This is a genomic window from Elizabethkingia miricola, from assembly GCF_001675285.1.
GTDB classification, from domain to species: domain Bacteria; phylum Bacteroidota; class Bacteroidia; order Flavobacteriales; family Weeksellaceae; genus Elizabethkingia; species Elizabethkingia miricola.
Window position 1 is genome coordinate 1 of sequence record NZ_LSGQ01000002.1, and the last position, 11653, is coordinate 11653.

The window sequence follows — 11653 nt, forward strand, 5'->3', positions numbered from 1 at the left end:
ATATACTGCCCGCTAGGCGATATTTTATCAGCGGGTGTTATATTCTGTTGATGCTGATGGCTTGCTGTAGAGCAGCATGAAGATTTTTCTTCAGTATGTTTTGCTGCTTCTTTTTTCAGGCTTCCGACTGCAGGTAACGAATTACCGGCAGGGGCAGAACAACATCCGGATTTTGGAGCTTCATGTTCGATGCTGTAATTCCCGGCTTCTTCTAACTTCTCCTGGAGCTCTTCTTCCGAAAAGTCTCTTTCTGAGTGTATTGTAGCTACAGGAGGATCTAGTTGTACAGAAACAGAGATACCTTCTATTTCATTTAGTTTTTTCTCTATTTTACTGCGGCAACCATCACATGACATTCCTTTTATGCTGAATACTTTTTCCATGTTTAATATTTTATACTACAAATTTCGGAAAGTGAAATCAGGTATGTATTATAAATATATGGAAGATGTTTATATAATTCAGCTTCTTATTTCTGTAGAAATAAAGTAAGATTAGCACAAAGGCGCAAAAACAATATATAATAAGTGTTATATTGTTTTTAAGGCACAATGAGTTTTATCCTACGATAAAAATTAGTTGTGCTAACAAAAAAACTTTGATTTTCCTTTGTGCCTTAATAATTTTTTTGAGAATCTTTTATAGCTCAATTATGCTGTTGTGTTCGTTTTTGTATAAAATGTTATAATAATCCTTGGGCTGAATTAAAATTTAGATTTTATCCAGAGCTTGTCTGTGCTTGTCTTTTGCTTTCTGGAATTGCGAAGGCGAAAAACCAGTCACCTTTTTAAACTGAGAAGAAAGGTGCTGTACTGTTTTGTAGCCAAGCATGTCCGCTATCTGCGTAAGAGAGTACTCGTTGTACACTAGAAGTTCTTTTACTTTTTCTATTTTATGCAGGATATAGTATTGCTCCAATGTAACATTTTCTGTCTGAGAAAACAGTTTCGATAGAGAGCTGTACTCTTTATGAAGATGTTCACTAAGGTATGCAGATATTTTAAAGTCTTCCTCAATGTCCAGACTTTGTACTTTCTGCAAAATAAGAGTTTTCATTTTCTCAATTTGTTTTACTGAAAGATCCTGAAGTATTTCAAAGCCTTGTTCATTCAGCTCTTTTTCGAGTACAGAGATCTGCTCCTTATCAAGAGTATCCTTAGTTTCTGCAATACCCAGTTCTAATTTAGTCAGGGAAATATTCAGATTACTAAAGATATTCTGAACAGAAGACAGGCATCTGCCGCATACCATATTTTTAATGTGTAACTCCATTATCCTTCAGGGAATCTGTCGTGTGGATATTCTATTTTTGTTTTTCCGTGTGCAGATGGTTTACCATGTTCATCCAGACTCACCATTATAATTTTATCAATCTTTATAATAGTTTGCCTTGTCATTTTATTTCTTACCTCACATGAAAGGGTAATAGAAGTATGTCCGAAAGATGTGGCCAGAATTCCGATTTCTACGATATCACCTTGTGTAGCGGAATGTATAAAGTTGATTTCTGATATAAACTTGGTAACGCAACGTGGGTTTTCTAACTGTATAATAGCATATAATGCCGCTTCTTCATCTATCCATTGTAAAAGTCTGCCCCCAAATAAAGACTGATTAGGGTTTAGATCTTCAGGTTTTACCCATTTACGGGTATGGAAATTCATTGCCATAAACTTATTTGTTTTGATAGAGTAAAAATAAAAAAACTTCTACAATAAATGCAGAAGTTTTGGTAGAGAGATTTAGGATTAAGGATATTTAGGAATAAATCTCCTGTTTTTTTATATTTCACCGTGGATTATCGGAAAACAGGAGATATTGTTTCCTCTGTATAAGCAAAGTTTGTGCTGAAAAAAGTAAATAAATGATAACGAATGTTAATTTTTTTATAAAAGATTCTCCGGGCTTATCGTTTAATCATAAAGCTTGGTTTTACTGTTTTTATTTAGGTATATTTGAGGTTAATTTTAAACAAAAAGTATTGTAATGAGAAATCAGTTTCTTACCTGGGGCATTGTCATTGTATTGGCCTCCTGGGGAATAACTTTCCTTATTAACGCCGACCTGTGGATACCAATTTTGCTATCCCTTATTTATCTCTGGGGCCTATATGACGCTTTTCAGACAAAACACGCTATTTTGCGAAACTTTCCTGTATTGGGAAACTTCCGTTATTTCTTCGAGGAAATATCGCCGGAAATGCAGCAGTATTTCATCGAGAGAAATACCGATGGTAAACCTTTCCCGAGGAATGAAAGATCTGCGGCTTACCGAAGAGCAAAGAATATATCCGCTAACGTTCCATTTGGGACACAGCTGGACATTAATACAAGGAAATATGAAGGAATTAAGCACTCTATTTATGCAAAAGTTCCTTCTGAAGAATTGCCAAGAGTAACCGTTGGAGGGCCTTTGTGTAAGAAACCTTACAATGCATCTTTATTTAATATCTCAGCGATGAGCTACGGAGCATTGAGTAACAGAGCTGTGGTATCTTTAAATTCCGGTGCTAAAAAAGGAAACTTCTTCCATAATACAGGAGAAGGTGGTATATCTCATTACCATTTAGAAGGTGGAGGAGACCTTTGCTGGCAGATTGGTACGGGGTATTTCGGATGTCGTGATGACCACGGACATTTTAACCCTGAATTATTTGCTGAGAAGTCTGCTCATCCGAACGTAAAGCTAATCGAAATAAAACTTTCTCAGGGTGCGAAACCAGGGCATGGCGGTGTATTACCAGGGGTAAAGAATACACCTGAAATTGCAAAAATCCGTCACGTAGAACCAGGAAAAACTATTTTATCTCCTCCAGGGCACACAGCATTCAACAGTGCAGAAGGCTTATTAAAGTTTGTACAGCAGCTGAGAGATCTTAGTGAAGGTAAACCAGTTGGATTTAAGCTTTGTATTGGTGATACGCGTGAATTTGAAGAGATTTGCGAAAAAATGAATGTATTGAATATCTGGCCGGACTTTATTACAGTAGATGGAGCTGAGGGAGGTACAGGAGCTGCACCATTGGAGTTTTCAGACGGAGTTGGTATGCCTTTGGAGCCAGCACTTATCTTTGTCAACAGAACACTTCAGAAATATGACGTTCGTGATAAAATCAGAATTATTGCCAGCGGAAAAGTATTGACTTCACTGGATATCCTTAGAGCTGTAGCAATGGGAGCTGATATGTGTAACAATGCGAGAGGCTTTATGTTCTCATTAGGCTGTATTCAGGCTTTAAGATGCCATTCTAACGCTTGTCCTACAGGTGTGGCAACTCAGGATAAAATGCTGATTAAAGGTCTGGATGTGGCAGATAAGAGCGAGAGAGTATATTATTTCCACAGAAATACATTGCATACGTGTAATGAGCTTATTGCTGCTGCCGGAAGAACATCTTATGCGGAAGTGGATGCTTCTATGTTTATGAGAGGTGATGAGTTTGAACATTTATCAGATTCTTATTTCCCGGATATCTTAACCAACGTAAAACATAAGACTCAGATCTAATTCAGGACTGAGTTTATCTGTAAAATAAAAAATCCGGTGAAGCAATTCACCGGATTCTTTTTTGTAAAAGATTTCTCCTTATTTCTTAGATTCCTCCACAGAAACTTTTCTGAAGTCTTTCAATAATTTACTTAACTCTAAAGCTGCTTTTCTAGCTCTTGTACCTGCAGCTTTGTTACCTTTTTCTAATTGAAGGTTAGAGTCAGTTGTGAAAGTTCCAAACTCCTGTGCGATTTTTTCTAATAGTTCTTGCATATGATTAATTTTTGGACTGCAAATATAAAATAATCCTTCATTTATAAAGAATTTTATCGCTGTAAATATCGATAAAATCTACATTTTTATTCATTTTCTAAATTGAAGCTTCAGAAAATATAATAGCCCCAAAAGAATATTTTGCCTCTAATTATTTTTATCATGTTATTTTTTGTTTTCCGGTTACAAAGAAAAAAAAGAGTAACTTTATTTAAATCATCTGTTTATGAGGAAACTATATATTTTTATGTTCATAATTCTGAGTTTTTTGGGGACAGCTCAGGATCTGGAAGCGATTGCTAAAGAAATTAAAGACGAGGGAATAAAATTATACAGGAGTGAAATGGCAAGCTGGTATGGAACGGATGTATTTTTGGCCAATTATAAAAATAACGAGAATATTGGTGGATACTTTTCTTATATAAATAACAATGTACCTGTTTGCATATTCTTTTCAAAAGAAAATAAAGTGATAGGTTCTGTAGCTTTTCCTGCTAGCTATAATCCTAAGGATTCCAGATTAGATTTAACGGTGAGAGATTTTACTAATGTTGAGAAAGAATATTTTGACATCCGGCAGAAGGCATTACAAAGGATTAAAACAGATACTGTTTTCAGAACCTATCAGAATACAAATCTAAATCTGATACCAATTCTGGATAAAAGTAAACCTGGGCAAAATAAAGTTTATATTTTAACCGGAACTACACAGAATAATCTTGTATTGTTTGGCAATGATTATCTGATTACTTTTAATAAAAATAATGAAATAGAGAAGACAGAACGCCTGCACAATAGTTTAATCGCTATGAAAACAAAAGATGAAAAAGGAGAGAACATGGTAAGTGGAGTGCATTCGCATATTCTTCCTGATTGGTTGTATATAACACCGACAGATATTTGTACACTCATGCTCTATCAACACATTCATAACCTGGAAAGCTATATTACAATATCAAAAAAATATACAAGTATCTGGGATTGTAAAAACAATAATTTAGCGATTATGAAAACTGAGGATTTTGAAAAAATGAACAAGAGCAAATAAGAGCATAAAAAAAAATCCTCCCCGAAGGAAGGATTTATATGATTAAGAAGTTACTTAGATTAAGCCTCTTCTTTAGTTTCAGTTTTTTCAGCAGCTTTAGGAGCTTCTACAGGAGCATCAGAAACTACGTCAAATTCGTAATCGTGCTCTACGTTTCTGTGAAGTCTTACTTTTGCAGAAAATTTACCAGTTCTCTTGATAGTGTTACCAGGAATCTTGATGAATCTTTTCTCGATATCTACACCAGCTTTAGCTAAAGCTTCTGCAAGATCTGCATTGTTGATAGATCCGAAAAGTTTGTCACCAGTACCTACTTTAGCAGGGATAGTTAACACAACTTTTTTCAATTGATCGATCTTAGCTGTAGCAGCAGCAACTAATTTAGCTTCTTCTTCTTTTCTAGCCTCTAAAGTAGCTTCTAAAGCTGCTTTGTTTTTAGGAGTTGCTAATAAAGCATATCCTTGAGGAATAAGGAAGTTACGAGCGTAACCTGGTTTTACATCGATAGTATCGAATTCAAGTCCTAAATTCTCTACGTCTTTTTTTAGAATAATTTGCATTGTTGTTGTCCGTTTTTAATTTTAGATTCAGTTAAATTTTGAATCTAAAAATCGTTAGAATTAATATTGATTCAGCAACAAAAGAAGCAAGACAAGCCTGCTTCTTTTATTAATTTGTCTTATTTTAAAAGGTCTGCTACGTATGGCATTAAAGCTAAGTGTCTAGCTCTTTTGATAGCTGCAGAAACTTTTCTCTGGTATTTTAGAGAAGTACCAGTATATCTTCTTGGAAGGATTTTACCTTGCTCGTTTACGAATTGTAATAAGAAATCAGCATCTTTATAATCTACATGCTTAATTCCGTATTTTTTGAAACGACAGAATTTCTTCTGTGTTTTTGTGTTGATATCTAGTGGAGTAAGGAACTTTACTTCAGATTCACCACCTTGTGCGGCTTGTTGTGCCATTTCATCTATTGCCATTGTCTTAAGATTTTAGGGGTTAATTAATTAAGCTTTTTGAGATTTCACTTTTGTTCTTCTCGTTACTGCATAGTCTACAGCATGCTTATCCATTTTAGTTGTTAAATAACGGATAACTCTTTCGTCACGCTTGTAAGCTAGCTCTAAGTTAGCTACAACATCACCTTCACCTTTGAATTCGATCAAAGTGTAGAATCCGTTCTTTTTCAATTGGATTGGGTAAGCCAATTTCTTAAGTCCCCAGTTTTCTTTAGCAACGATCTCACAACCATTGTCCTTAATAAGGTCTTCGAATTTTTTAACTGCTTCCTCCACCTGAGCATCAGATAGAACGGGAGTCAAAATGAAAACAGTTTCGTAATTGTTCATAATGATAAAATATTTATTTTTATTTCGAGGTGCAAAGATATTGATATTTTCTGAATTTGCAAACAAAACAAAAGAAAAAGCTCCATTACATAAGTAACAGAGCTTTTTTAGTTCTTATTGGAATGGATCTCCACACATGTCGTATGGAATATCACAATACATACTGATATTTGGGTCACAAAGATTAGGTCCTGTAGGTTGTTTCATACAACATACGATATAACCATTATAAGAAGCTTCAAATTGCCCGGTTGGACAATTGTTCCCCATTCCTAGGATATTCTTTTGTTTTTTTCTGTCAAGTTTTTTCATAATTGATAATATTTATTATTTATTTGATGTTACTGTTAGATTTTACCTTTCGTCTCCACACATTCCCATTGGCATAAGACAAAAGTTAACAACCAGCTCGCATGGGTTACTGACAGGTTTTAGGCAACAGGCAGTGTAACCATTATGTTGTACTGCATAATGCTTTGGCGGGCAGTCTGTGGAACCTCCTAAGATCGATTTTTGACTTTCCCTGTTTAGCTTTTTAGCATTGTTCAATTGTAGAAATGTTTTTCTCATAGTTTCTATATTTTAAAATTTGGTGATTATATTACTATCAGGTAATAATGATAAATATATGATTTTTTTATTAAAAGTTTATTTTAACCTTAATCAAAGAAAATAGCCTTCGACAGGCTCAGGCTGACACCTTTCAAAAGAAGATATTTTTGGATGAACAATGTCACTCTGAGCTTGTCGAAGAGTATTAACTATAAAAATCTAAATATGTCTTAATTCAATTAAAAATAAATCATTAGTAATGAAATATTTATCTTCTTTTTACCAAATCTTTGAGATGAAGTTTGTCTTTAGGAGCACGCACTTCTTTATTAAGCTTTTCAAGAAAACCAATTTTTAATGAATCATATAATGAGTGTCTGCTGATAATCATAGAAGCAATAGAGGAGATCATACCTGCCAGCATTAGATGGAATATAAGGCTGTGCCGATCAGTCATTTCCAATACCAGAATTGCAGAAGTAAATGGGGCGCGGGTAATTCCTGTTAAAAAGGCAACCATTCCGGCCAGTATAATAACATTAGTTTCTTCAGGAGTCAGGTTAATTAATCCGGAAAAAACAGATCCTATACTTGCCCCGATGCTGAGAGCCGGAGCAAAAATACCGCCAGCACCACCACTTGTAAAGGAAAGGGTAGAACCAATCATTTTCAGAATCGGCATATACCATTTCTGATGTTTATCACTGGTGAATAAAGAGTGTTCCATCAGCTCTTTACCAGAACCTAATATATTTTTATCTACAAAGTAAGCAAGTGAAGATATGATAAGAGCTGTGCCTATTAAAAAGAGAACATGTTGCTTTTTATGAGTGAGCTTTGCCCGGAATTTATTAATCTTTAGCATGAGACCCGAGATATAGCTACTGGCAATTCCGGAGATAGCAGCGATAAGAATTACAGGAAACATCAACCATAGAGTAGTTCCTCCTGTTTTAGGATAACCTAAATACAGATAGGGCCCGGCAAGTGTTTCAGCAGTAAGTCCGGCAATAATTACAGCGGTAAAAAGCGCTGTTTTAAAATAACTGATATGTGTTTTTGCTAATTCTTCAATAGCAAATACAACACCACCCAAAGGGGTATTGAATGCTGCAGAAAGTCCGGCTGCAGCACCTGTAAGAATCATATTTTTTTGTGAAATTTTTGGCCACCACTTAGGCAGAAGTTCATTAACCTTTCGGAATACAGATCCGGCAATCTGTATTGTGGGTCCCTCTCTGCCTATAATACCACCACCAGCAATAAGGACAAAGCTTGAGATAATTTTTATAATAATAATTTTAAAACTTAACAGGTATTTTATCATATAGCGGTCTCTGGGGTTTGCCAGATCCACAGATGCCATTACCTGAGGAATACCGCTGCCTTTTGCATAAGGAGCAAAGCGATCTACAAGCCACCAGGATAAAACAAAAGCGAAAGGAGTAATAATAAAAATGAGCCATGATTTCCAGTGAATAATTTTAAATAGCAACAACTCGCCCCAACCGAAAATTTTAGCATATAGTACAGCTATAAGTCCTGTGATAACAGAAGCTATCCAGAAAGGAATAGCCTGGAGCAGATTGTCTTTCAGCCGTTCATTTGTGATGTTATCAAAAGCTTGTTTTAGCCGCGTGCGAATATAAATAAGTAGTTTTTTCACCAGTGTTTTTGTGTTTTTTATGAATTTGCCAGAATATTGATTTTATCCTGAGTCAGTCTGTATACGGTCCATTCATTCATCGGAACAGCCTCCAGAGATTCATAAAACTCGATAGAAGGCTTATTCCAGTTTAGTACAGACCATTCCATTCTTCCGCAGTTTTTCTCTTTGGCTATTTGCGCTAAAGCAACTAAAAGTTTTTTACCATAACCTTTTCCCCTGTGTGCAGGTTCTACAAAAAGATCTTCCAGGTACAGTCCGGCCTTTCCCACGAAAGTAGAAAAGTTATAAAAATATAGAGCGAAGCCTATCGGCACATTGTTTTCTTCAGCAATAAGTACCTTAGACAAACCTTCATGGAATATATTATGCCTTAGCTCCTCCTCAGAAGTAATAACAGCATCAGAAAGCTTTTCGTATTCTGCGAGTTGTTTGATTAGAGAGAAAATTACAGGTGTATCTTCTTCTGTTGCCTTTCGGATTGAAAAATTGTTGGTCATGTAGTTTTTATTGAAAAATTAATTAGATTCTCAAATTTATAAAAAGTGAGAAGGATTATCAATTAAAAATTAAAATAAAATACTGAAAATAGTTAACCCTTGTGCACAAAGAGAAAATGGATTTCAATATTATTTATGATATTTGTTGTTCTTTAAAAACAATAACCCCAAAATGAAAATGAATAAAGCTCTGATATCTTTATTAATGTATGCTGTACCATTTTTAGTGTCAGCGCAAAATAATTTCGATATCATTCCCAAACCTTCTTCCGTATCTTTAAAGAATGGTGAATATATTTTTCCTCAAACCGTTAAAATCAGCATTTCTCCAGAGTTTGCTGATGTTAAGCCTCTTTTATCTGAGTATTCTGCTTTGAAGGGTGGAAAGAATATAGTCAGTACTAAAAATATAAACTCCGGAGATATTCGTATTGTAAAAGATCAACAAAATAAATTCGTCCCCGGAGCTTATAGATTATCTGTAAATAATAAAGGTATACAAATTGAATCGTCAGACATTACAGGTGCTATTAATGGTGTTCATACTTTTGTACAGTTAGGTTTGCTTCAGAAAGATCCGTCAAGGTTAAGTTATGCTTCTATTGAAGATCAGCCACGCTTTTCATACAGAGGATTGCATTTAGATGTATCCAGGCATTTTTATCCTTTTTCTTTCCTGAAAAAATACATAGACCTTATGGCGCTGTATAAATTCAATAATTTCCACTGGCATTTGACTGACGGAGCGGGATGGAGACTGGAAATAAAGAAATACCCGGAGTTGACCAATAAGGCAGCCTGGCGTACTCATGCGAACTGGAAGGACTGGTGGCAAAATGGCCGTCAGTATACAGAACAAGGGAATCCTAATGCAAGTGGAGGCTTTTATACACAGAAAGAAGCAAAAGAGTTGGTAAAATATGCTGCTGAGCGAGGTATAAATATAATACCAGAAATAGAAATGCCAGGACATAGTGAAGAAGTATTGGCTGTCTATCCCGAGTTGTCATGCTCCGGAAAACCATATACTCAAAGCGAATTTTGTATAGGAAATCCTAAGACATTTGAGTTTCTTCAGAATGTAATAGATGAAGTGCTGGAAATTTTCCCTTCCAAATATATACATATAGGCGGAGATGAAGCCGATAAAAAACACTGGGCATCCTGTCCGAAAGATCAAGCTTTAATGAAAAAGGAAGGACTGAAGTCAGTTGATGAGCTCCAAAGCTATGCTATTCGTAAAATGGATCAATATCTGCAGTCAAAAGGACGAAAGCTTATAGGCTGGGATGAAATTTTAGATGGCGGATTAACACCCGGAGCTACAGTGATGAGCTGGAGAGGGGAGTCCGGAGGTATAGCTGCTGCTAATGCCGGACATGATGTAATTATGACTCCCGGGGAGTTTTTGTATTTTGATAGTTACCAGACTGATCCCAGAACTCAACCAGAGGCAATAGGAGGATATTTACCTTTAGACAAAGTATATTCTTATAATCCTGTCCCTGCAGTATTGAAAAAAGAAAAAGCAAAACATATATTAGGAGCTCAGGCAAATCTGTGGGCTGAATATGTTCCGACAACAGAACATGTAGAATATATGGTGTTTCCCAGAGCTCTTGCATTGGCAGAAGTAAACTGGACAGCTTTAGAGAATAAAAACATTCAGGATTTTACCAAAAGACTGCAGTCTCATTATAAAATTCTGCAACAACTTCAGGTTAATTATTACAGACCTTCCTATAATATATATAGTATAGTGAAATTTGATCCCTCATCCGGAACTGATAAGGTGAGTTTGGTTACAGAGCAAATGAACTCTGAGAATATAAGGTATACGTTAGATGGTAAAGAACCAACAAATGAGTCCTTAATATATAAGGAGCCTTTTATTATAAATAAGTCTGCAAAAGTTAAAGCTGCATATTTTATGAATGCTATAAAAACAGGTCCGGTCTTAGACCTGGATATAGATATTCATAAAGCAATTGGAAAAAAAGTAATCTATAATAATAAATGGGATGGATATGAAGCCCAGAAGGAACAAACATTAACGAATGGCGTTTTTGGAGGTTTGACTTATCATGATAAGCAATGGCAGGGTTTTACCAAAGATGTAGATGTTGTTGTTGATTTTGAAAAAAAGGAAACACTTAATACGGTTGCTATGCGCTTTATGCAGATTATTGGCCCGGGAGTTTATATGCCCGGAGAAATGAAAGTCTTGGTTTCAGACGATGGGGTAGCCTATAAAGAAATCGGAATTGTAAAAAATGACATCCCGGAGACGGAGTCAAAACTAAATTTTAAGCGATTTGAACTAAAGTTAAAAACTCCGGTACAGGCAAGGTATCTGAAAATTATAGCTCCTAATACAAAGAAAGGGTATTTGTTCACAGATGAAATTATTGTTTACTAATACATATATATGGTATATAAGATCCGGCGTAAAGCCGGATTTTTCTTTTTCTTCTATATATAAAGGATGTGCTAGAGCTAAAAAATGGCATCTGAGCATTTAAAAACAGGAGTTTCCTGTGACTGCTTGCAACAAAAACCCGGTTTTTAAAGCGTATACAATGATATGTAGCGTATATATAAAGAAGGGGAGTCTTTCCAATGTGAACATAATATTAAATTTTTCTCGCGTGTATTCAGGGAGTTAGGTATATTATGTTAAAAAATGAGTAATAAAGTTTGGTGTGTTATAGAAGTTTTTCTACTTTTGCAGTCCTAAACAATGAGAGTTGTGAGGGGAGCAGGAGGTAATTGAG

The 11653-nt window shown here is 35.4% G+C and carries 14 protein-coding genes; 3 read left to right on the top strand and 11 right to left on the bottom strand.

Annotated features, from left to right (window positions below; all coding sequences use genetic code 11):
* The 3 genes from ATE49_RS02750 to ATE49_RS02765 all read right to left on the bottom strand — a co-directional run.
* The coding region (locus ATE49_RS02750; RefSeq protein WP_169817110.1) for a heavy-metal-associated domain-containing protein at window positions 1–383 on the bottom strand (383 nt) is incomplete at its 3' end.
* 328 nt (window positions 384–711) lie between these two features.
* The gene (locus ATE49_RS02760) at window positions 712–1272 is read right to left on the bottom strand and encodes a helix-turn-helix domain-containing protein (protein ID WP_065081014.1); all 561 of its coding nucleotides are present in this window, start codon (window positions 1270–1272) and stop codon (window positions 712–714) included.
* The gene (locus ATE49_RS02765) at window positions 1272–1664 is read right to left on the bottom strand and encodes an acyl-CoA thioesterase (protein ID WP_034870404.1); all 393 of its coding nucleotides are present in this window, start codon (window positions 1662–1664) and stop codon (window positions 1272–1274) included. Before ATE49_RS02765 ends, ATE49_RS02760 begins: the two co-directional genes overlap by 1 nt.
* Window positions 1665–1986: 322 nt before the next feature.
* On the opposite strand from ATE49_RS02765, the gene ATE49_RS02770 reads away from it, so the two are divergent.
* Window positions 1987–3507: an FMN-binding glutamate synthase family protein gene (locus ATE49_RS02770; protein WP_059156409.1), complete on the top strand. Its 1521-nt coding sequence runs from the start codon at window positions 1987–1989 to the stop codon at window positions 3505–3507.
* A gap of 78 nt (window positions 3508–3585) precedes the next feature.
* Here ATE49_RS02770 and ATE49_RS02775 read toward each other — a convergent pair whose 3' ends face one another.
* Window positions 3586–3762, bottom strand: a complete 177-nt coding sequence (locus tag ATE49_RS02775; RefSeq protein ID WP_009086192.1) for a histone H1 — start codon at window positions 3760–3762, stop codon at window positions 3586–3588.
* A gap of 226 nt (window positions 3763–3988) precedes the next feature.
* Between ATE49_RS02775 and ATE49_RS02780 the strand changes: the two genes are divergently transcribed.
* On the top strand, window positions 3989–4810 hold the full coding sequence (locus ATE49_RS02780; protein ID WP_065081015.1) for a hypothetical protein: 822 nt from the start codon (window positions 3989–3991) through the stop codon (window positions 4808–4810).
* A 59-nt stretch (window positions 4811–4869) separates the two neighbouring features.
* Here ATE49_RS02780 and rplI read toward each other — a convergent pair whose 3' ends face one another.
* From rplI to ATE49_RS02805, 7 genes are all read right to left on the bottom strand, one after another.
* Window positions 4870–5370: a 50S ribosomal protein L9 gene (gene rplI, locus ATE49_RS02785; protein WP_065081016.1), complete on the bottom strand. Its 501-nt coding sequence runs from the start codon at window positions 5368–5370 to the stop codon at window positions 4870–4872.
* A gap of 119 nt (window positions 5371–5489) precedes the next feature.
* Complete coding sequence (rpsR, locus tag ATE49_RS02790; protein ID WP_021347702.1) at window positions 5490–5792, bottom strand: 30S ribosomal protein S18; 303 nt, start codon at window positions 5790–5792, stop codon at window positions 5490–5492.
* Window positions 5793–5819: 27 nt separating this feature from the next.
* Window positions 5820–6161, bottom strand: a complete 342-nt coding sequence (gene rpsF, locus ATE49_RS02795; RefSeq protein ID WP_034870405.1) for a 30S ribosomal protein S6 — start codon at window positions 6159–6161, stop codon at window positions 5820–5822.
* Between the two features lie 114 nt (window positions 6162–6275).
* A complete protein-coding gene (locus ATE49_RS19955; RefSeq protein WP_078795578.1) occupies window positions 6276–6473 on the bottom strand; it encodes a hypothetical protein in 198 nt (65 codons plus the stop codon).
* A gap of 42 nt (window positions 6474–6515) precedes the next feature.
* On the bottom strand, window positions 6516–6731 hold the full coding sequence (locus ATE49_RS19960; RefSeq protein WP_024565577.1) for a hypothetical protein: 216 nt from the start codon (window positions 6729–6731) through the stop codon (window positions 6516–6518).
* Window positions 6732–6981: 250 nt separating this feature from the next.
* Complete coding sequence (locus ATE49_RS02800; protein WP_065081017.1) at window positions 6982–8379, bottom strand: chloride channel protein; 1398 nt, start codon at window positions 8377–8379, stop codon at window positions 6982–6984.
* Window positions 8380–8396: 17 nt separating this feature from the next.
* Window positions 8397–8879, bottom strand: coding sequence for a GNAT family N-acetyltransferase (locus ATE49_RS02805; protein ID WP_065081018.1), 483 nt, complete (start codon window positions 8877–8879; stop codon window positions 8397–8399).
* A gap of 172 nt (window positions 8880–9051) precedes the next feature.
* On the opposite strand from ATE49_RS02805, the gene ATE49_RS02810 reads away from it, so the two are divergent.
* Window positions 9052–11298, top strand: a complete 2247-nt coding sequence (locus ATE49_RS02810) for a glycoside hydrolase family 20 protein (RefSeq protein WP_065081019.1) — start codon at window positions 9052–9054, stop codon at window positions 11296–11298.
* The last annotated feature ends 355 nt before the right edge of the window (window positions 11299–11653 follow it).

Coding starts and splice junctions, on each gene's coding strand:
- ATE49_RS19955 (WP_078795578.1), bottom strand. CDS start 6,473: ATGAAAAAACTTGACAGAAAAAAACAAAAGAATATCCTAGGAATGGGG.
- ATE49_RS02760 (WP_065081014.1), bottom strand. CDS start 1,272: ATGGAGTTACACATTAAAAATATGGTATGCGGCAGATGCCTGTCTTCT.
- rpsF (WP_034870405.1), bottom strand. CDS start 6,161: ATGAACAATTACGAAACTGTTTTCATTTTGACTCCCGTTCTATCTGAT.
- rplI (WP_065081016.1), bottom strand. CDS start 5,370: ATGCAAATTATTCTAAAAAAAGACGTAGAGAATTTAGGACTTGAATTC.
- ATE49_RS02780 (WP_065081015.1), top strand. CDS start 3,989: ATGAGGAAACTATATATTTTTATGTTCATAATTCTGAGTTTTTTGGGG.
- ATE49_RS02775 (WP_009086192.1), bottom strand. CDS start 3,762: ATGCAAGAACTATTAGAAAAAATCGCACAGGAGTTTGGAACTTTCACA.
- rpsR (WP_021347702.1), bottom strand. CDS start 5,792: ATGGCAATAGATGAAATGGCACAACAAGCCGCACAAGGTGGTGAATCT.
- ATE49_RS02765 (WP_034870404.1), bottom strand. CDS start 1,664: ATGAATTTCCATACCCGTAAATGGGTAAAACCTGAAGATCTAAACCCT.
- ATE49_RS02810 (WP_065081019.1), top strand. CDS start 9,052: ATGAAAATGAATAAAGCTCTGATATCTTTATTAATGTATGCTGTACCA.
- ATE49_RS19960 (WP_024565577.1), bottom strand. CDS start 6,731: ATGAGAAAAACATTTCTACAATTGAACAATGCTAAAAAGCTAAACAGG.
- ATE49_RS02805 (WP_065081018.1), bottom strand. CDS start 8,879: ATGACCAACAATTTTTCAATCCGAAAGGCAACAGAAGAAGATACACCT.
- ATE49_RS02770 (WP_059156409.1), top strand. CDS start 1,987: ATGAGAAATCAGTTTCTTACCTGGGGCATTGTCATTGTATTGGCCTCC.